General features: G+C 51.4%; 14 protein-coding genes. 5 read left to right on the top strand and 9 right to left on the bottom strand.

The features are described 5' to 3' along the window. Positions 1 to 281: 281 nt before the first annotated feature. Positions 282 to 2,495 carry a patatin-like phospholipase family protein gene (locus ACO0LD_RS01780; protein ID WP_423003119.1) on the top strand — a complete coding sequence of 738 codons (2,214 nt, stop codon included), beginning with the start codon at positions 282 to 284 and terminating at the stop codon, positions 2,493 to 2,495. Between the two features lie 75 nt (positions 2,496 to 2,570). On the opposite strand, the gene ACO0LD_RS01785 is transcribed toward ACO0LD_RS01780, so the two are convergent. Together ACO0LD_RS01785 and ACO0LD_RS01790 are read right to left on the bottom strand one after the other, a co-directional pair. Beyond that, complete coding sequence (locus tag ACO0LD_RS01785; protein WP_423003121.1) at positions 2,571 to 3,737, bottom strand: ABC transporter substrate-binding protein; 1,167 nt, start codon at positions 3,735 to 3,737, stop codon at positions 2,571 to 2,573. A gap of 53 nt (positions 3,738 to 3,790) precedes the next feature. After that, the gene (locus tag ACO0LD_RS01790) at positions 3,791 to 4,777 is read right to left on the bottom strand and encodes a fumarylacetoacetate hydrolase family protein (protein ID WP_423003123.1); all 987 of its coding nucleotides are present in this window, start codon (positions 4,775 to 4,777) and stop codon (positions 3,791 to 3,793) included. A gap of 188 nt (positions 4,778 to 4,965) precedes the next feature. On the opposite strand from ACO0LD_RS01790, the gene ACO0LD_RS01795 reads away from it, so the two are divergent. Further along, positions 4,966 to 6,690: a methyl-accepting chemotaxis protein gene (locus ACO0LD_RS01795; protein WP_423003125.1), complete on the top strand. Its 1,725-nt coding sequence runs from the start codon at positions 4,966 to 4,968 to the stop codon at positions 6,688 to 6,690. Positions 6,691 to 6,785: 95 nt separating this feature from the next. Here the strand turns inward: ACO0LD_RS01795 and ACO0LD_RS01800 are convergent, their stop codons facing one another. Then, positions 6,786 to 7,901, bottom strand: coding sequence for a hypothetical protein (locus ACO0LD_RS01800; RefSeq protein WP_423003127.1), 1,116 nt, complete (start codon positions 7,899 to 7,901; stop codon positions 6,786 to 6,788). 376 nt (positions 7,902 to 8,277) lie between these two features. Between ACO0LD_RS01800 and ACO0LD_RS01805 the strand changes: the two genes are divergently transcribed. Continuing rightward, positions 8,278 to 10,134: a DUF885 domain-containing protein gene (locus ACO0LD_RS01805; protein ID WP_423003129.1), complete on the top strand. Its 1,857-nt coding sequence runs from the start codon at positions 8,278 to 8,280 to the stop codon at positions 10,132 to 10,134. Between the two features lie 297 nt (positions 10,135 to 10,431). Continuing rightward, positions 10,432 to 11,316, top strand: coding sequence for an HDOD domain-containing protein (locus ACO0LD_RS01810; protein ID WP_423003131.1), 885 nt, complete (start codon positions 10,432 to 10,434; stop codon positions 11,314 to 11,316). Positions 11,317 to 11,402: 86 nt separating this feature from the next. Here the strand turns inward: ACO0LD_RS01810 and ACO0LD_RS01815 are convergent, their stop codons facing one another. The 6 genes from ACO0LD_RS01815 to prpB form a co-directional block, all read right to left on the bottom strand. Continuing rightward, a complete protein-coding gene (locus ACO0LD_RS01815; protein WP_423004062.1) occupies positions 11,403 to 13,337 on the bottom strand; it encodes a propionate--CoA ligase in 1,935 nt (644 codons plus the stop codon). 101 nt (positions 13,338 to 13,438) lie between these two features. Next, on the bottom strand, positions 13,439 to 14,632 hold the full coding sequence (gene prpF, locus ACO0LD_RS01820; protein ID WP_423003133.1) for a 2-methylaconitate cis-trans isomerase PrpF: 1,194 nt from the start codon (positions 14,630 to 14,632) through the stop codon (positions 13,439 to 13,441). Positions 14,633 to 14,710: 78 nt separating this feature from the next. Continuing rightward, complete coding sequence (acnD, locus tag ACO0LD_RS01825) at positions 14,711 to 17,305, bottom strand: Fe/S-dependent 2-methylisocitrate dehydratase AcnD (protein ID WP_423003135.1); 2,595 nt, start codon at positions 17,303 to 17,305, stop codon at positions 14,711 to 14,713. A gap of 55 nt (positions 17,306 to 17,360) precedes the next feature. After that, positions 17,361 to 17,834, bottom strand: a complete 474-nt coding sequence (locus tag ACO0LD_RS01830) for a GNAT family N-acetyltransferase (RefSeq protein ID WP_423003137.1) — start codon at positions 17,832 to 17,834, stop codon at positions 17,361 to 17,363. A gap of 17 nt (positions 17,835 to 17,851) precedes the next feature. Then, on the bottom strand, positions 17,852 to 19,000 hold the full coding sequence (prpC, locus tag ACO0LD_RS01835; RefSeq protein ID WP_423003139.1) for a bifunctional 2-methylcitrate synthase/citrate synthase: 1,149 nt from the start codon (positions 18,998 to 19,000) through the stop codon (positions 17,852 to 17,854). A gap of 85 nt (positions 19,001 to 19,085) precedes the next feature. Beyond that, positions 19,086 to 19,976, bottom strand: a complete 891-nt coding sequence (gene prpB / locus ACO0LD_RS01840; RefSeq protein ID WP_423003141.1) for a methylisocitrate lyase — start codon at positions 19,974 to 19,976, stop codon at positions 19,086 to 19,088. Between the two features lie 218 nt (positions 19,977 to 20,194). On the opposite strand from prpB, the gene prpR reads away from it, so the two are divergent. After that, on the top strand, positions 20,195 to 21,808 hold the full coding sequence (prpR, locus tag ACO0LD_RS01845; protein WP_423003143.1) for a propionate catabolism operon regulatory protein PrpR: 1,614 nt from the start codon (positions 20,195 to 20,197) through the stop codon (positions 21,806 to 21,808). Positions 21,809 to 21,854: the final 46 nt, after the last annotated feature.

The raw sequence follows: 21,854 nt of genomic DNA on the forward strand, positions 1-21,854 counted from the left end.
ATCTTACTGCGCGAGCGTGATCGGGGATCATGTGCTGCTCAAAATGCTCATGTACTTAAGTACATTCCGCTTTTTGCGCGGCTCTTCACCCCGCTGACACTCGCTCGCTACAGATCGTAAACACGTTCTTATGCAATTAGACCTAGGTTAGCATCGTTTTATATGCATGCGCTAGTATATAGACCCTGAGCCAAGAATTCCATGTTTCCACCAATTACAACATGTACAAATCATTATTTCCGGTAGTTATTACTATCTTTATTAGTCTTTTAGGCTACTTGTTGACACCATCTCTTGCCTTGGCAGAAAGTATTACAGTACCAGGAGAACAAGCAAAAAAACCCAGGATTTGCCTGGCCTTGTCTGGCGGTGGTGCGCGCGGCTTTGCCCATGTCGGGGTGCTCAAGGTCCTGGAAGAACTACACGTCCCCATAGATTGCATTGCTGGCACCAGTATGGGTGCGGTGGTCGGTGGATTATATGCTGCTGGTTTTTCTGCCAGTGAAATTGAAAAACGGCTGGATGCATTGAAGCTTAACGACATTGCGCTGGACAGAGTAGAAAGGCGTTACCTGCCGCAAAGCGTCAGGGAAGAAGATGAACAATACCCCCTCGGTGCCACACTGGGCCTGAGTGCCAATGGCGTGCGCCTGCCCGCAGGCGTAGTGCAGGCCAGCCAGTTTCTGGAAATTTTGCAAAACTGGACGGCGCACTTACAACCCGACATCGATTTTGACCGTCTGCCTATTCCTTTCCGTACACTGGCAACGGATATGGAAACCGGCAAGATGGTGATCTTTACCAAAGGCCCCTTGCATAAAGCCATACGCGCCAGCATGGCAGCGCCAGGCGTGTTTGCACCTGTAGAGATAGATGGCAAATTATTGTCCGACGGCGGCCTGGTCAAAAACCTGCCCGTGGATATCGCCAGGCAGATGGGTGCAGACGTGGTGATCGCCGTCAACATAGGCACGCCCTTGATGCCGCGCGACCAGTTGCTGACTCTGTTCAATGTCAGCCAGCAAATGGTGAACATTCTGACTGAGCAAAATGTGGAAGCACAAAAAGCGCTGCTGGGCCCAAATGATGTATTGATAGAACCTGCTCTTGGCAACATCACTTTCATGGATTTCGCCAGATCGAAAGAAGCCGTCAAGATAGGTGAAAAAGCTACCCATGAACTGGATGCCAAGCTGCTTGCCTTGAGTCTGTCACCAGAAATGTATGCCATCAGGCATGAAATACGCCTGAACCCGCAATTACCACCGATTAAAATCCAGTTTATTGACATCGTCACCAATGGTGCCGTGCCTGAGAGCGATATACGTCGCCAGTTAAATATATCCATGGGTACTGAATACAAGGCCGAAGACATCAACCGCAAACTGAGCATACTGAATAATGCCCGCGAGTTTGATAGCGTCAACCATGAACTGGTTGAGCGTGATGGTGAATATGGCATACGGGTAAACGCCCATGGCCGCAACTGGGGCCCGCATTTCCTGCGCTTTGGCCTGGCCCTGTCCAGCGGTTTTGAAGGTGCTGGCGGCTTCAAGCTGCAAGTCGGCCACCGCCGCCCCTGGCTGACAGATGGTGGCCTGGAATGGCGTAATGACCTGGAATTTGGCAACAGCATCAAATATCACACCGAATTGCGCCAACCCCTGTTTGAACGTGAAGGCATGTATCTCGCACCATTTGCAGAAATAGGCCAGAACACCAGGAACCTGTATAGCGGCAATACCCGTATTGCCGAATACAATTTCCGCAGCGACAAACTGGGGCTGGATCTGGGTTTCCGCATAGGGGAACAAAGCACACTCGGCGAGGCCAAACTGGGTTTGAATTTCAATCACTACCGCGTGCGCCCCAAGATAGGCGGCTTCTTGCTATTGAATGAAGATGGCAGCACGAAAGTCGAATCCCTGCCCAGTGCAGACTTGCAACAGTTTGGCCTGAAGTCAGCAGTAGTCATAGACCAGCTCAGTGATGCCAGCTTCCCGCGCTATGGCTATAAAGTCGACGCCAGCGCTTTTCTGGGCACCAGCGATACCCGTAAGAATTTTCAGGAAGTGGCGATCAATACTACCTGGGCAAATAGCATCAATAACCACAGCATCAACCTGAAGCTGAATGCTGCAGGCCTGTTCCAGAAAGGCACAGATGTACGCGGCATAGGTTCTACCCTGGGTGGCTTCCAGCAGTTATCTGCCTACCAGCCCGACCAGTTCACTGGGGACTTTATGGTGTATGGCAGCGTGACGTATTTGCTGCGTGCAGTGAAGTTTGATCTGGCGGGACAAAGCCTGTTCCTTGGTACTTCGCTGGAAGCGGGCAATGTCTGGAACAAGGGGGAAGACATTTCATTCAAGTCCCTGCGCAAGAGCGCCAGCCTGTTTGCAGGGTTCAACAGTTTTATCGGCCCTATCTACCTGGGTTTTGCGGTTGGGCAAAGTGGTGCAAAAAATGTCTTCTTCCAGTTAGGCAGGCAATAAAAAAAACGCTCAGTTCACAGTCCTGCATAAACTGAGCGCGCCTTTGTATTCACACCACGTATTCACAAATGGATTTCAACCACCATAGGCATACACAAATTTCCCGCCCTGGATTTTACCCATGACACGTGAACGCTGATCCAGGCCTACATGGTCAGTTGCATTCATATTGATGACGCCTTGAGGCACAATCAAATCCTTGGTGTTTTCGATTGCCGTGCGCAAGGCCTGCCGGAAAGCCTTGCTGCCTGGCTGCGCAGTTTTCAAGGCGACAGGAATTGCACTCGCCAACAACATATATGCGCCCCAGGCGTCCCCAGCAAATTGTGTGGTTGTGCCTGCTCCATAAGCTGCTTCATACTTGCGCACAAACTCTGTAGAGATTTTTTTGACTGCATGCTTTTCAGGTAATTGCAGTGCTACTACTGCTGGCCCGGTAGGGAATAAAGTGCCTTCCACATCCTTGCCACCGAGCTTCAAAAATTCCTGGCTGGCGATACCATGGGTCTGGTAAATCTGTGCTTTATAACCACGTTCCATCAATGTTTTTTGTGGCAAGACTGCGGGCGTACCAGAACCGGCGATGAGCACGGCATCCGGTTTGGCAGACATCATTTTCAAGACTTGTCCTGTAACACTGGTATCGGTACGGGCAAAACGTTCATTGGCAACGATTTTAATATGGCGCAGTTCAGCCAGTTTGGAAAACTCACGCCACCAGCCTTCACCATAGGCGTCAGCAAACCCGATGAAGGCAACAGTCTTGACGCCATGGTCAGCCATGTGTTGCGTCAATATGGTCGTCATGTGCGTATCATTCTGCGGCATCTTGAACGCCCAGGCACGTTTGGCATCCATGGGTTCAACGATGCTGGCAGATGCAGCAAGAGTGATCATGGGCGTCTCGTTTTCTGCCACGGTTTCCAGCATGGCCAATGCACTGGGCGTGGTATTCGGACCGACGATGACATCGACCTTTTCTTCAGCGATGAGCTTGCGCGCATTCTTGACTGCATTGCCAGGGTCGCTGCCATCATCAAGCAGGATATACTCAAGCTTTTTGCCGCCAATTTCTTTCGGCCACAACATGATGGCATTTTTGGATGAAGCACCGATCGCAGCTGCCGGACCTGTGGTCGACAAATTGATACCTACCTTGATCTGGGCCTGCGCTATAACACTGCCAAAACTCAAAGCTGCGACAACAGCGCCACGCAGGGAATACGAAAAAATCAAGGACATGCGATGACTCCCAAAAAATACAGTCAAATACGACATTCACTCACTGAATACGCTTAAAGATGTGACTCAACCACGCTTTGATCAATCGCACCAAAAATCGATTTACCATTCTTATCCAGCATTTCTATCTTGATGCTGTCACCAAATTTCATGTATGGCGTCACTGGTTCACCAACGGCGATCATTTCCAGCGCGCGTTTTTCAGCGATGCAGCTATAACCTTTGCTGGCATCTTTATTAGATACCGTGCCAGAACCAATGATAGTGCCTGCCCTGGCATTCCTGGTCTTGCACAGGTGCGTGATCAGTTGTGGGAAAGAAAACACCATGTCCACACCGGCATTTGGCTGGCCAACCAGCATGCCATTCATGCTGGAGCGCAATGCCAGATTGACCTTGCCATCTTTCCAGGCTTCGCCCAATTCGTCAGGCGTCACTGCAACCGGAGAAAAGCTGGAAGCCGGTTTGGACTGGAAGAAGCCAAAGCCTTTGGCCAGCTCTGCCGGTATCAGGTTACGCAGGGACACATCATTCACCAGCATGAGCAGGAGTATGTGGTCGCGTGCATGCTGCACTTTGACACCCATGGGTACATCGCCAGTCACGACGGCGATTTCACTTTCAAAGTCTATGCCCCACTCTTCAGTAGTCATGACGATGTCATCACAAGGGCCAATAAAATCATCACTGCCGCCCTGATACATCAAAGGGTCGTGCCAGAAACTCTCAGGCATTTCGGCATTCCTGGCTTTGCGCACCAGTTCTACATGATTGACGTAGGATGAGCCATCCGCCCATTGAAATGCACGCGGCAAGGGTGCCATACAGTTTTTTGGTTCAAACTCAAAGCTATAGGCAGCCCTGCCAGAATTCAGGCGGTTATACAATTCTTCAAGCTGGGGTTGGATAAAATTCCAATCATCCAGGGCACGCTGTAAGGTCGGGGCGATACCGTCCGCAATCGCTGCCGTCTTCAAATCACGGGCAACCACCAGCAATTGCCCATCCCGGGAGCCATCCTTCAGTGTTGCAAGCTTCATAATTCCTCTGTTTTGATCAAGTATTTTACGATTTTACCTGAAGGGTCTGTCTAATTTGTCAGGAAACTGACAACCATAACGACTAACAAGCAATTTACTTAGCAGAACGGCGCAATTTTAGGTATGCTAAAACCTGATTTCGCTGTTGCCTGTCTCCCTAAAAACTGATCTGTACAGGAATCCTCACCATGAACTTCAGTAACTTTAAAATCAGGGTACGTCTCAGCTTTGGTTTCGGCCTGACCTTGCTTACCATGTTGCTCATGGTAGTCATCAGCGTGGTAAGGCTGAATGAAATTGCTGACCGGAATAGAGACATTCTCGAAGATGACGCGGTAGGCGTCATCAGTGCACTGGAAATGTCTGCCCTGATACAGGAAAATGGTAGCCGCACGCTGGAGTTGTTTATTACACCTGATCAGAAAGCCCGTACCGCTCAATATGCTGCGATTGATGCAAACAAGAAAAAAATAAACGCCCTGCTTGAAATCTCCAAAAAGCTGGCACTGCCGTCCACTGAGAAAGAGGCGGTCGAAAGATTAATCGCCTCCAATGCCGTTTTTGTGACGGCCTTCAGCAAGACTGGTGACTTGATCGAGCTTGATCAAAAGGATGAAGCCATTGCCATGATGGGAAAATCCACCTTCCCTGCCTTGAAACAATCCCTGATTGACATAGACAAGCTGGTTGCCATACAAAAAAATGACATGAGCACCAGTGGCGAGGCAATTAAAAGCATCATCATGTTTTCGCGCAATCTGATGATCGTCCTGGGCATTATTGCCTTCATCATCAGTGCGGCCTTCGCGGCATGGATTTCGCGTTCAATTACCAATCCGCTGGATGAAGCCGTCAAAGTCGCCACCAAGGTCGCCAATGGTGATCTGACTGGCCGCATAGAAGTGCGCTCGCGCGATGAGACCGGACAATTGCTGAGCGCCCTGGCAGATATGAATAATAGCCTGGTCATGACCATCACCCAGGTACATAGCAGCACCGCCATGATCTCCACGGCTTCCAGCGAAATCGCTTCTGGCAATGCCGACTTGTCCAACAGGACAGAGTCGCAGGCCAGCTCACTGGAAGAAACCGCTTCTTCTATGGAAGAATTGACTTCCACCGTCAAACAAAATGCCGACAATGCACGCCAGGCCAATCAACTTGCTATCTCTGCCACCGAAGTCGCTACCAAAGGTGGGCAAATCGTCGGCCAGGTCGTCAATACCATGGGGTCCATCAAGGATAGTTCGGGCAAGATCGTTGACATCATCGGCGTTATTGATGGCATTGCCTTCCAGACCAATATCCTGGCATTGAATGCCGCCGTAGAAGCCGCCCGCGCTGGTGAACAAGGTCGTGGCTTTGCCGTGGTGGCAGCCGAAGTCAGGAACCTGGCACAACGTAGCGCCAGCGCCGCCAAGGAAATCAAAACCCTGATTGATGACTCGGTCGAAAAAGTCAATCTCGGTAACAAATTGGTTGATGAAGCCGGGCTGACTATGGATGAGATTGTCACCTCCATCAAACATGTGGCCGACATCATGAGTGAAATCACTGCAGCCAGTCAGGAACAAAGTGCGGGTATAGAACAAGTCAATCTTGCCATCACCCAGATGGATGAGATGACGCAACAAAACTCAGCCCTGGTTGAACAAGCGGCGGCAGCAGCCGAGAGCATGCAGGAGCAGGCAGGTGCATTGGCGCAGGCGGTAAGTGTCTTCAAGCTGGATACGGTAGTGAATAATCAAGCAGCGCCAGTGGTCAGCAAGGCAAAAAGCAAAGCACCCAAGGCTGCAACTACGCCTTTAAAAATCAGCAAGGCACCTGCCAAAGCAACAGAAAATCCTGCCAGGAAGACATCCAGCATGGAGAAACCGACTGCTGCTACCAATGATGACTGGGAAGAATTTTAAGCATTATTTGTATTGATTTGTATTGCCCACACAAAAACAGCTCCACATGTGGAGCTGTTTTTACTTGCCTTGATGTGCCTTGACCAAGCCGTTATTTATACCGACAAATCCACTTGCTGCAAACTATGCGCCTTGCCATCTTCACTTAACCAGACACCAGAAGAACGGATTTGTCCGTTAGATTGATTTTGTGCATTTTTTAAATCGAATTCAGTACTGGCATTGCCAAGATAAAGTGCCCCCACATTGGCCTGCTTCAGAGTCTGTAATTGATCATGACCGGCACCATCCTTGGTCCATACTTTCAATTTCTGGTAAATCGCATCGTTTTCGTCTATCCAGTGATTGCCGTCGCTGTCATAGGCTGCCAACTCAGAAAATCCATTCCCGGTGCCCGGCCCAAACAATTCACTGCCATTATTGATCTTGCCATCATTGTTTTTATCCAGTGCCAGAAAGCCTGCACCCTGGACGAAAGAGACATTTTCTTTCTTGCCATCGGCATCCAGATCAAATGCAAATTTTTGCGACGTCAATTGTGCAGAGTTACCAGAAAAATTGATGACCAGTGGATCGACTTTTTTGGCGTCACCAAGCCGCACACTGCTACTACTCTCTTCGTGATAGCTGCGACTTAGCTCAAACGACAAATCGAAACTGATTTCCTTATTATCTGCTGTGACTATTTTTCCGGTAGAGTGGAAAGAAGTCTGCTCAGTCTCGGTATAGGATTGATGGCTGTCTATCTCTACACCCCAGCCTTTTTGTGCTGGCGGAGCATTTTGCGCTGCAGCGTCTGCAGCAGGCTGGGCCGTTGCCTGTGTTGCGGGTGCGGCGGTATCTGGCTGTACATCAGCGCTACTCAGGGAATTGATTTTCCTGCCTGTCATGAGTTCTATGATGTACTTGATCAGCTGTATGCGCGGGTCATTTTCAGCTTCATCGCTGGCTTGCTGCACCGCATCAGTTGGCGCAGCAGAGCTTGCCGGAACTGCGGGGGGCAGAGGTGGCGCAAACTGCGCAGCCCTGCCAGCATCAGAGATTTGTACATTACTGGATGCATTTCTCAAGTTCGCAGGGCCATTGGCATTCCTGCCCTCAAAATCAGGGCGCTCCTTGCCTATCCAGGTCCGTAATTTTTCCTGCGTTTCCAGAGTCGTGGTGGCAGCGTGTTGTGAAGAAAGGGAAATATCCGAGGAAGCAATTTTCATGATGCGCTCCAGCCTTGATCTGCCAATTTAAAAAACCTGGAACGTATATCAAAGATCCATGCACTTTCACATGCAAGAGCCTGCCCCTCGCGTACAAAAAAGAACGCGACCACGCATGGCTTGCCAGCCCGATATCAGTTCCATCCGCACGCACTTCGGAATTGGTGAACCATCAAATGGAATATGCGTGATCTAATGGTTTAACGGTCAAAGTTCAAAAAGCTTTATGAAAAAATGCCGGATAAACCGATTTTTTATTCGAAGAAGATCCCGCTCATGGGAACTGCCATACGCTCACTAAGGTCATAGCAAACTTGCACACGCACAGTGGTATGCTTGCAAACTATTTTATTTCTATCTTCTTTGGGAAACTCTTATGTTCAAGTTGCGCTTATTAACAAGTGTTCTTATTTCTGCTGGCTTGATCAGTTGCGCCACTGTCATGGCCGCGAATGATGCTGCCAAGACTACAAATAAGCATGCTGCAGTTGCGCAATCCGGGCAGCAAGGAAATACTGAACTGAGTCGATACCTGAGCCCACAGTTAAATAAGCTGGCGGATGAATACTATGAAAAACAAACCGCCTTTGACCCCATAGGTGCCACCTATAACGGTGACACCCGTTATGATGACAAACTGCCTATGACACTGTCAGCGCCGGTCCGGGCAAAACAGATCGCCATGTGGAAGGATGTCGCCAGCAAATTGGCGCGTGTCAAACGTGAACAATTATCAGCGACCGATGCAGTCAGTTATGATTGCCTGGACTATGAACTCAAGGCCAGCCTGGAAATGGCCAGGTTTGATGGCCACCTGCTGCCCATCAATCAAATGGACAGCCTGCCAGTCACGCTGGCCCATTTTGCCTCGGGACAAAGTGCACAAGCCTTGAAGACGGTTAAACAATACGACGTCTTTTTACGTCGCCTGGCACAATTGCCAGTATGGATAAACCAGGCCACTGGCAATATGCGCGAAGGCATGAAGCGCGGTATCGTCTTGCCCAAGGCCCTGGTCAGCTCTGCCCTGCCCCAGTATGCGCAACTGGTGACCGACAAGGTGGAAGATCATGCCTACTTTGCACCGGTCAAGAATTTCCCCGACAATTTCAGTGCGGCGGACAAGCAACGCCTGAGCAAGGAATACAAGCAGGTATTAACAGCAAAAGTCTTGCCTGCCTTGCGCCAGTTCAATCAATTCCTGTCGCAAGATTATCTGGCTGCCAGCCGCAGCAGCAGTGGCTTCAGTGCCGTGCCAGGTGGCGACGCCTGGTATCGCGCACTGGTGCGCGACCAAACTACAACCAATCTGGACCCGGACTCTATCCACGCCTTGGGTTTGAAAGAAGTAGCGCGCATACAAAGTGAATTTGTCGCCCTGGGGCCAAAACTGGGCTACACCGGCGACCCGGTGGGTTTGCCAGCCTGGATAGATACGCAAAACCAGTATCGCCCTTACAAGACTGAGGCGGAGGTGCTGGATGGCTACCGCCAGATAGAAAAAATGGTCAAGGCCAAATTGCCAGAACTGTTTAACAAGATGCCAAAAGCGGCGCTCGACATTCGTGCCGAACCGGAAATCAGCAGGCAGACAGCATCTGATCACTACACCCAGCCTGCCTTTGATGGCTCGCGTCCGGGCGTATTCTGGGCTGTCATTAATAATCCTGCCGACTACAGTACAACCGGCATGAAAACCCTGTACCTGCATGAAGGCCAGCCTGGACATCATTTCCACTTGGCAACATCACAGGAACTGGACATCCCTAAATTCCGCAAATTCGGTGGTAATAATGCCTATACCGAAGGCTGGGCCCTGTACGCTGAAACCCTGGGCAAAGACATGGGCCTGTTCGAAAACGACCCTAGCGCCTATCTGGGTCACCTGACGGACGAACTTTTGCGTGCAACCCGCCTGGTGGTGGATACCGGTTTGCATTCCAAGGGCTGGACGCGTGAACAGGCTATCCAGTACCAGCAAACCACTTTGGGTTATAGCGAAGCCGCCTCACGTCAGGCAACCGAGCGCTATATGGCCTGGCCGGGCCAGGCTCTGGGTTACAAGATAGGCTCACTGAAAATTGTCGAACTCAGGCAAAAAGCCAGCGCAGCTTTGGGCAAGCGCTTTGACCTGCGCCAATTCCATGATGTGATACTCAGCGATGGCACTCTGCCGCTAGCCTTATTGGAAGCCAAAGTGAACAAGTGGATAGACAGCCAAAAGACAAATTGAGCGAGTTTGGATTTATTTTCCATCGCTTGATTGACCTGCATCACTATCTGAAGCAGAATGAAATCTCATGTTGGAGTAACGCAAAACCGCCCCAGCTGCGTTGCAGCTCCTAGCCGTACTAAAGTACTGTCTTCGTCGCTGCGCCTTGCTGGGACAATTTTGTGTTACTCCCACTTGCAATTAGTAAGTGGGGCGCAGCATTTGACTTGTTAATCAACGAACAAGTCCCGCGCTGACCGGTAGGGCGTAGTTTGCGTCCGCCAAATGTTTGTTTAACTTGTGCAAAAGACACCTGCGATGAATAAAATCGATGCGCTCAACAGCATAGCGGAACAAGCCAAACGGGGAGAGCTGGTTTTCCCTACGAATGTTGCGGCTTCCCTGAAGCTGCAACAAACGCTGGATGACCCTGATTGCAGTATCGATACTGCAACAAAGTTAGTCCTGAATGAGCCCTTCCTGGCCGCCCGCATGGTGGCCATTGCCAATTCTGCGGCTTACAACCGTGGCAACGATGTTACCAATGTCAAGGCTGCCATCAGTCGGCTGGGCTTCCGCACCTTGCGTGCAGTGGTAGCCTCGCTGGTGGTACGCCAACTGGCAGGCAGCAGCAAGAACAAGCAACTGCAAGCCATGACGAACAAGCTCTGGGAACACACTGCCCAGGTTGCAGCACTGTCACAAGTCATTGCCAGGCGCATCACCAAGCTTGACCCTGATACTGCCATGTTTGCTGGCATCGTCCATGAGGTGGGCAATTTTTACCTCTTGTCACGAGTTGATGAGTTCCCCTCACTGCTGGAACGTGATGAGCCAGCACCAGATTCCAGCGTCGATGATTTGCCGTCCTTTTCTGACACCATCATAGACCGCGAATCATCCGAGTCACAGATAGGTGCGGCTGTCATCAAGAGCTTGATGCTGCCTCAAGCCGTGGTAGAAGCAGTCGAGGCTCTCTGGTTTGGTTTGCGCGCGATGCCACCAGAAACCTTGGGTGACACACTGTTGCTGGCGAATGAACTGGCAACCACGCATTCGCCCATGGATATCCATTCCTATGCTGAAGAGTCGGAACAGTATTCTTCAGAAATCGATTTTGTCGTAGGTGATGGCACGCTCAACAGCATTTTGGAAGAGTCAGAAGAAGAAGTGAAAACCCTGGCTGCGGCGCTGCAACTCTGAATCTGCTCATGTAAGCAACAAAGCAACAAAGCAACAAAAGGGAGCAAATGCTCCCTTTGTTTTTTAGCTCGCCGATTTCAAAACATTCAAGCAGTCAGTGCCGCCTGGATTTGCTGCAAGGAAGATGGATCTTCTATCGTTGTCAAATCCCCTGCTTCACGTCCTTCGCAAATCGCCTGAATGGAACGACGCAGCAATTTACCAGAACGTGTTTTCGGCAACATGCTGACAAAATGCACGCGTGATGGCCTGGCAACTGCCCCTAGCTGCTTGTCAACCACACTCATGACTTCTGCCTCCAGCGCGCGCTTTTGTTCTGGTGTTTCCACAAGCTCAGGATTCTTGAGTATGGCAAACGCGACTGCCACCTGTCCTTTTAGCTTGTCTTCCACCCCCACCACCGCCACTTCAGAAATTTGCGGATGGCTGGAAATGCTTTCTTCTATCTCACGCGTACCCAGACGGTGCCCCGCAACATTGATGACATCATCTGTACGCCCCAGAATGAAATAATAGCCATCAGCATCCCTGATACCCCAGTCAAAAGTTGAATACAATTGTTCATGGGAGAAATTGGACCAGTAAGTATTGACGAAGCGCTGGTCATCGCCATACACGGTTTGCATGCAACCTGGCGGCAATGGCCCTTTGATGGCAACCACGCCTTTTTCATTGGCTGCACATTCAGCGCCCGTGTTTTCATTGATGATGCGTACGTCATAGCCATACATGGCAATGCCAGGACTGCCCAGACGGGTGGCAGTATGCTCAACACCACGCGCCACGGTCAGGATGGGCCAGCCAGTTTCTGTCTGCCAGTAATTATCTATGATGGATACACCCAGTTCATTGGCTATCCAGCTTGACGTGGTTTCATCCAGCGGCTCACCTGCCAGGTACAGGGCTTTGAGTGATGACAAATCATATTTTCGCATCAGCTCGGATGGATGCTTTTTCAAGACACGCACCGCCGTCGGTGCCGAGAACATGCGCGTGACCTTGTATTTCTCGACTATGCTCCACCAGATGCCGGCATCAGGACGTATAGGTGTGCCTTCATACATGATGGTCGCCATACCGGCAATCAGCGGGCCATAGACAATGTAGGAATGCCCCACCACCCAGCCTATGTCGGAAGTGGCGAAATAGGTTTCACCCGGCTTGCCGCAGAAAATATGCTTCATCGATGAAGCCAGTGCCACTGCATAACCACCTACATCACGCTGCACGCCCTTGGGCTTGCCAGTCGTTCCTGAGGTGTACAAGACATAGGACATGGCATTGGACTCCAGCCAGGTCACAGGCACCTGAGCATCCATATGCTGCGCTCTTGCAGTCGCATAATCAACATCACGCCCGGCTACCAGTTGCATGGTATCGAGGCTACGATCTACCAGCAAGACATGTGCAGGTTTGTGCTCAGCCAGGGTGATGGCTTCATCCAATAAAGGTTTATAAGGCACAGCCTTGCCACCACGCATGCCTGCATCAGCCGATACCACCAGTACAGGCCTGGCATCATCAATGCGTGTGCCCAGGCTCTTGGAAGCAAAGCCACCAAATACAACAGAATGCACCGCACCTATGCGCGCGCAGGCCAGCATGGCAAAAGCGGCTTCTGCAATCATGGGCATGTAGATCAAGACCCTGTCGCCCTGCTTGACGCCCAAACCCAGCATGATGGCAGCCATGCGCTGCACTTCTGCATGCAGCTCAGCAAAGCTATAAGTTTTTTCGGTATTGGTTTCAGTAGAAATGGCGATCAGCGCAGGCTGGTCTGCCTGGGTTGCCAGCCAGCGATCGACAGCGTTATGGCAGAGATTGGTTTCGCCACCGACATACCATTTGGCAAATGGCGGCTTGCTGTGATCGAGCACCTGCTCATAGGGTTTGTGCCAGTCTATCAACTGCGCTTCTTTGGCCCAGAACCCTTGCGGGTCTTGTATCGATTCCTGATAAAACGCTGCGTAAGTCATGCTGTCTCCTGGTTTTTCGCAAAATGTTTTTACCTGTCGCGACAGTGCCGTCAGCTTATTTTTATTCTTGAACAGCAACGCTGGCGCGTGACCCTGCCTGCACTTTCATGTGCATAAAACTACTACAATTCAAACCTGAAAATTTGTCAGTTAATATCTGTTGGCGGGATACGTACCCAGCCTTCCATGAGCACACGTGCGCTACGGCTCATGATGGCCTTGGTGACACTCCATTCGCCGTTGACCTGTGTTGCCTCTGCCCCTACCCGCAAAGTGCCGGATGGGTGGCCAAAACGCACTGCAGTGCGTGTGCCACCGCCAGCAGCCAGATTCACGAGGGTGCCTGGTATCGCTGCTGCCGTGCCGATGGCAACAGCTGCCGTGCCCATCATCGCGTGGTGCAGTTTGCCCATGGACAGGGCGCGTACCAGCAAATCGATATCCGCTGCCTGGACTTGCTTGCCACTTGAAGAAGTATAGTCGGCAGCTTTGGCAACGAAGGCCACCTTGGGTGTGTGCTGACGTTGTGCGGCTTCGCTGATATCCTTGATCAGCCCCATGCGCAGTGCACCGTGGGCGCGTATGGTTTCGAACATAGCCAACGCTTTGGCATCACCATTGATGGCATCCTGCAATTCAGTGCCCGTATAGCCTATCGCTTCGGCATTGATGAAGATGGTGGGAATACCGGCGTTGATCATGGTTGCTTTGAGCGTACCCACGCCATGCACTTCCAGATCATCGACCAGATTACCAGTCGGGAACATGGAGCCACCAGCGCCCTCTTCATCGGCGGCAGGGTCCATGAATTCAAGCTGTACTTCCGCTGCTGGAAAAGTCACGCCATCAAGTTCAAAATCGCCGGTTTCCTGCACTGCCCCATCGGTCATAGGCACATGAGCAATGATGGTCTTGCTGATATTTGCCTGCCATACGCGTATGGTGGCGATACCGTTTTGCGGTACACGTTCAGCATCAACCAAACCAGCACTGATGGCAAAAGCACCGACTGCCGCAGACAGGTTACCGCAATTGCCGCTCCAGTCTACAAAGGCCTTGTCTATAGCCACCTGACCAAACAGGTAATCAACATCATGATCGGGCTTGCTGCTTTTTGAGAGGATGACAGTCTTGCTGGTGCTGGACGTTGCCCCCCCCATGCCATCGATCTGTTTACCATAAGGGTCGGGGCTGCCTATCACACGCAACAACAAGGCATCACGTGCCGCGCCCGGCTGTTGGGCAGCTTCGGGCAAATCCTGCAGGCGGAAAAACACGCCCTTGCTGGTGCCGCCGCGCATGTAGGTTGCCGGGATTTTGATCTGTGGAAGATGTGCCATGTATTTACTCTTTTAAATTTGACTCAGAGGCAGCACTACTCCGTCAAGAGTAGTGCTTGCAAACCGTATCAGTAGAACTTATGCAGCTTTGACAGATTCCAGGAAATCTTGCGCAAAGCGCTGCAAGACACCACCGGCCTCATAAATCGACACTTCTTCTGCCGTATCCAGGCGGCACATCACAGGCACGGCCACTGATTCACCATTCTTGCGATTGATGATCAGGGTCAGGGTTGCGCGTGGCATGCGTTCACCTATGACATCAAAGGTTTCTGTACCATCGATGTTCAATGTCAGGCGGTTCACGCCTGGCAAGAATTCCAGCGGCAAGACACCCATGCCAACCAGGTTGGTGCGGTGTATGCGCTCAAAACCTTCAGCAACAATCACTTCCACACCTGCCAGGCGCACGCCCTTGGCAGCCCAGTCACGCGAAGAACCCTGGCCATAATCGGCACCGGCAATCACGATCAAAGGCTGTTTGCGTTCCATATAGGTTTCTATGGCTTCCCACATACGGGTGATCGTGCCTTCTGGTTCTATGCGGGCCAGAGAGCCTGCCTTGACCTTGCCATCGATCACGACCATTTCATTCTTCAAGGTCGGGTTGGCAAAGGTGGCACGTTGCGCTGTCAAATGATCGCCACGGTGGGTCGCATAAGAATTGAAATCTTCTTCTGGCAAACCCATCTTGGCCAGGTATTCACCAGCGGCGCTGTCGAGCATGATGGCATTCGATGGTGACAGATGATCAGTCGTGATGTTGTCACCCAATACTGCCAGCGCACGCATGCCCTTCATGTTGCGGGCACCGGCCAGTGCACCTTCCCAATACGGTGGGCGGCGGATATAGGTGGTCTGTGGACGCCAGTCATACAGGGGGCTGACCTTTTCACCATCATCTGCCTGTTTGGCAAACATGGGGATATACACTTTACGGAATTGCTCAGGCTTGACGCTGGCAGCAACCACGGCATCAATCTCCGCATCTGTTGGCCAGATATCTTTCAAGGTCACCGGATTGCCTTCTGCATCCAGCCCCAACACATCTTTCTCGATATCAAAACGGATGGTGCCGGCAATCGCATACGCCACGACCAGCGGCGGCGATGCCAGGAAGGCTTGCTGTGCATACGGGTGGATACGACCATCAAAATTGCGGTTACCCGACAACACAGCCGTCGCATACAGATCACGATCTATGATTTCTTTCTGGATGACAGGATCAAGCGCACCCGACATGCCATTGCAGGATGTGCAGGCATAGGCAACCACACCAAAACCGAGTTGCTCCAGCTCAAGCATGAGATTGGCTTCTTCCAGATACAGGGTCACGGCCTTGGAGCCAGGCGCCAGTGAACTCTTGACCCAGGGCTTGCGAGTAAGGCCCAGCTTGTTGGCATTGCGTGCCAGCAAACCGGCAGCCACCATATTGCGAGGATTATTGGTATTGGTGCAGCTAGTGATAGCAGCAATGATGACTGCGCCATCAGGCATCAGGCCAGGTTCGTTTTCAACCGTGCCGCTGATGCCGCGCGCGGCCAGTTCAGAGGTTGGCACACGCTTGTGCGGATTCGACGGACCAGCGATATTGCGCACGACGGAAGACAGATCAAACTTCAGTACGCGCTCATATTCTGCATTTTTCAGGGTGTCTGCCCACAGGCCAGTTTCCTTGGCATAGGTTTCTACCAGCTTGACGAGTTCATCATCACGGCCTGTCAGTTTCAGGTATTTGATGGTTTGCTCATCGATATAGAACATCGCCGCAGTAGAACCAAATTCTGGTGCCATGTTGGAAATCGTGGCGCGGTCACCCAGGGTCAGGTGGGATGCACCTTCGCCATAAAATTCCAGGTAAGACGAGACCACTTTTTGATTGCGCAAGAATTCTGTCAATGCCAATACCGTGTCTGTAGCAGTAATGCCTTCCTGCGGTTTTCCTGTCAGTTCAACACCGATGATGTCTGGCAAACGCATCCATGATGCACGACCCAGCATGACGCTTTCTGCTTCCAGGCCACCTACACCAATCGCGATCACACCGAGTGCGTCTACCATGGGTGTATGGCTGTCGGTACCGACCAGGGTATCAGGATAAGCCACGCCATCGGTGACTTGCACGACTGGTGACATGCGTTCCAGATTGATCTGGTGCAGGATGCCATTACCTGGAGGGATCACATCAACATTCTTGAATGCCTTCTTGGTCCAGTTAATGAAGTCAAAGCGATCTTCATTGCGCCTGTCTTCAATGGCGCGATTCTTGTTAAACGCGTCGGGATCAAAACCACCGCACTCAACGGCCAGAGAATGATCGACCACCAGTTGGGTAGGCACAACAGGGTTGACCAATGCCGGGTCGCCACCTTGCAGGGCAATCGCATCGCGTAAACCCGCCAGATCGACCAGCGCAGTCTGGCCCAAAATATCATGGCAAACCACACGAGCCGGGAACCACGGAAAATCCAGGTCGCGCTTCCGTTCTATGAACTGGCGCAGGGAATCAGTCAGCGTAGCCGGGTCGCAGCGGCGCACCAGGTTTTCTGCCAGCACACGCGAAGTGTAGGGCAGCTTGTCATAAGCACCTGTCACGATGGCATCTACTGCTTCACGTGTATCGAAGTAATCCAGAGTAGTGCCAGGTAGTGGCTTGCGGAATTGAGTATTCATGGCTCGCTATTTTTAAATATTAGTATTCGGTGTTTAGAAGATTTCATAGAGCAACTCAGAGTTGCAATTTGAAGCCTTCATGTGATGCTGTGAAGCCCATGCTCCCGTAGAACCTGTGCGCCTGTATGCGCTTCTTGTCGCTGGTCAGTTGTACCAACTGGCAGCCACGCTCGCGTGCCAGTTGTATGGCCTGCTGTATGAACCAGTGACCTATGCCCTGCCCGCGCAGATAGCCATCAACCCGCACGCTTTCTATCATGGCGCGGGTAGAACCTTTTCTGCTCAGGCCAGGGATGAAAGTGACCTGCTGCATGGCGATGATGCGGCCATCCAGCTCGGCTACCATCAAAAACTGATTGTCATCAACTGTTATGCGATCAAAAGCCTCGGCATAACATGCGTCCTCAGAGCCTACGCCTTCACGGTTCTTGCCCAGATCATCATCGGCGATGAGTTCCAGCAGACGCGGCAGATCCTGCTTCACAGCGCGTCTGGTGCTGAGTTTGGACAGGTCTGCCTGCTCTTTCATATTGCGACCTCTATTGTTTATTTACGTTTATTCAAAGGAACAAATTTCAGGTCTTCAGGACCAACATAATTGGCGCTAGGACGAATGATCTTGTTATCGATGCGCTGTTCTATAATGTGCGCCGCCCAGCCCGATGTACGGGCAATCACGAACAAAGGTGTGAACATGGCAGTCGGCACACCCATCATGTGATAGGACACGGCAGAAAACCAATCCAGGTTGGGGAACATTTTCTTGATATCCCACATCACGGTTTCCAGGCGCTCGGCAATATCAAACATCTTCATTGCGCCAGCTTCTTTTGAGAGGCTACGCGCCACTTCCTTGATGACCTTGTTACGTGGATCAGAGATGGTGTACACAGGGTGACCAAAACCGATCACGACTTCCTTGTTTTCTACACGCTTCTTGATATCCGCTTCTGCTTCATCAGGATTGTCGTAACGCTTCTGGATTTCAAATGCGACTTCATTTGCGCCACCATGTTTAGGGCCGCGCAAGGCACCGATCGCGCCGGTGATGGCTGAGTACATGTCAGAACCCGTGCCAGCGATGACGCGGCCAGTAAAGGTGGACGCATTGAACTCATGCTCTGCATACAGTATCAGCGATGTATGCATGGCTTTTTCCCACGATGCGATTGGCTTTTTACCGTGCAGCAGGTGCAGGAAATGACCACCTATGGAATCATCATCGGTTTCAGTTTCTATGCGTTTGCCATTGTGGCTATAGTGGTACCAGTACAGCAGCATGGAACCCAGCGAAGCCATCAGGCGGTCAGCGATATCACGCGCGCCCGGGTGATTGTGATCATCTTTTTCTGGCAAGACACAACCCAGTGTGGATACACCAGTACGCATGACATCCATAGGATGGGACGATGCTGGCAAGCATTCCAGCGCTGCCTTGACATTCGCTGGCAAGCCACGCAAAGCTTTCAACTTGGTCTTGTAACCGTTCAATTCTGCGACGGTAGGCAATTTGCCGTGCACCAGCAAATGGGCAATTTCTTCAAACTCGCAGGCATCAGCCACGTCCAGGATATCGTAGCCACGGTAATGCAGGTCATTACCAGTTTTGCCTACGGTGCACAGGGCAGTATTGCCAGCAGTGACGCCAGACAGGGCAACCGATTTCTTTGGTTTGAAAGGAACTGCTTCAGTCATGATTATTTCTCCATTGATACATTAAAAGTGCTATTCCCACCTGCTGGCTTGATGCAGCACAAAGGCGGGAAAGTATATTTATTTTTTATTTGGATTTTTGCTGCGCAAACAATGCATCCAGCTTTTGTTCAAAGTCGTGGTAATTGATGCGCTCATACAATTCCATGCGGGTTTGCATGGTATCAACGACATTCTTTTGCGTGCCGTCGCGACGTATCGCGCCATAGACGTTTTCTGCTGCCTTGTTCATGGCACGGAAAGCGGACAATGGATACAAGACCAGACCTACATCCACCGCAGCCAGTTCTTCGACCGAGAACAAAGGGGTCGCACCAAATTCAGTGATATTTGCCAGGATAGGTACTTTGACTGCATTGGCGAATTGCTTGTACATCGCCAGTTCAGTGATCGCTTCCGGGAAGATCATGTCTGCGCCAGCTTCCACGCAAGCCAGGGCACGGTCTATCGCTGCTTCCAGTCCTTCAACTGCCAGCGCATCAGTACGTGCCATGATGACAAAGTTGTCGTCAGTACGGGCATCGACTGCAGCTTTCACGCGATCTACCATTTCCTGCTTGCTGACGATTTCCTTGCCGGGGCGATGACCGCAACGCTTGGCACCAACCTGATCTTCAATATGAATGGCAGCAGCGCCAAACTTGATCATGGATTTGACAGTACGTGCCACATTGAAGGCAGAAGAACCAAAGCCGGTATCAATATCCACCAGCAAAGGCAGGTCGCAAACATCAGTAATGCGGCGTACATCGGTCAGCACGTCATCGAGATTGGAAATACCCAGGTCAGGCAAACCCAGGGAACCAGCTGCGACGCCGCCACCAGACAGGTAGATCGCCTTGAAACCGGCACGTTTTGCCAGCAAGGCGTGATTGGCATTGATTGCACCGACGACTTGCAGAGGGGATTCTTCCTGCATCGCCTTGCGGAAGGCGGCACCTGCGGAGTATGTACTCATGTGTATGCTTTCAGGTTAATGAACAGATTCTGGGATGCACATTGCAAACGGCGTGCCAGCGTGAGCATGACAAAGACATTTCCTTATCATCCTCATATAAATCAAACACTTATTTTCTTTGAGAGCAGGATAAAGCCTGTGCATTGTTTCAATTTTGTTTCATAATGCTGTTTCATATTGAAAATTGAAACATCCATTCAAGCAAAAATGAAACAATTATGAAACACCCACCAACAATTCGTGATAATCAGGACAAGCCCGTCATCTGGACGGTGTCGATATCACGCCTGTTCGACATGTTCCGTGACATCATGGTTGAATATGATGTCAGCGCCGACATAGAACCCATACACATGGGTTTTGAAGAGGCCGCGCAATACCTGAAAGAGCGCCTGCAAACCGAAAGATGCGATGCCGTTATCGCGGCGGGTTCTAACGGTGCTTATCTCAAGAACCGCTTGCCAGTCCCTGTCGTCATCGCCAAGGCCAGTGGCTTTGATGTCATGCAGGCATTGGCCAGGGCGCGCAAGGTGTCACCCGCCATCGGCCTGATCAATTACCAGGAAACCATGCCGGAACTGGCCGACTTCAAAACCACTTTCGGCTTCCCGCTGGAGCAGCGCACCTATGTCACCGAAGAAGATGCCCGTGCCCAGATCAGTGAACTCAAGGCTGGCGGCATCAAGGTCATTGTCGGTGCCGGCCTGATTACCGACCTGGCTGAAGAAGCTGGCCTGACAGGCATTTTCATGTATTCCGCCACATCGATACGACAAGCCTTTGACGATGCCCTGGAAATCGCCCGTCTGACACGACTGGAATCGGCCAGGGGACGGCACCACTCTGCCGCAGAATCTTTGCGTGCCAAACATGGGCTGAACGATTTACGGGGTGACTCTGCCCTCATGCAGGCTACCCGCAAGTCCATCGCCTTGTTTGCCCGCTCTCCGGCGACTGTGTTGTTACAAGGTGAAACAGGCACAGGCAAGGAACTCGCGGCCCAGGCCTTGCACAGGGAAAGTACGCGCGCACGCCAACCCTTCGTTGCCGTGAATTGTGGCGCCATTGCCGAAAGCCTGCTGGAATCTGAATTATTTGGCTATGAAGAAGGCGCATTCACCGGCTCCAAACGGGGTGGTCATGCAGGCTTGTTTGAAATCGCTCATAGAGGAACGGTATTCCTGGATGAAATCGGTGAAATGCCATTGAGTTTGCAAACCCGTTTATTGCGTGTACTGGAAGAACGGGAGATCAACCGCGTGGGCAGCATGCGCCCGATACCTGTAGACGTACGCATCATCAGCGCTACCCATTGCAACCTGGAAAGTCGGGTAAAAGAAGGAAAGTTTCGTGCTGACCTGTATTTCCGTCTGGCCGTACTGCGCCTGCATCTGCCCGCATTACGCGACCGTCCCGACGACTTGCTACCTCTGACAGAATGGTGTCTCAAGCACGCCTTGGCTGCCATGGGTATCAGGCCACACGCCAATCTGCATGCTGAAATAGGCAGTTGCAGCACCCTGCTGCAAGATTATGACTGGCCGGGAAATGTAAGAGAATTACGCAATCTCATGGAACGCCTCGCTCTGTTTTTGGCAGCCGAACCCCTGCAAGCCCTGACCCCTGGCTTCGTCGCGAAAATCCTGCCTGAACTGGGCCAGCATCAATACGCCTTGAATACGGTCAATGCAGGCAATACAGTCAACAATATGCCCGCCCTTGAGTCTCTGGAACTCGTCATGGAAAGATTCAATCACAACCGCGAAGCGGCTGCGGACTATCTGGGCATCAGCAGAACGACTTTATGGCGACGCCTGAAGCAAAAAGCGTAATCATTTGAAACATTAATTGATCATCTGAACCACGAATTTTGTGTCT

Source organism: Undibacterium sp. Ji83W, from assembly GCF_049340385.1.
Taxonomy (GTDB): domain Bacteria; phylum Pseudomonadota; class Gammaproteobacteria; order Burkholderiales; family Burkholderiaceae_D; genus Undibacterium.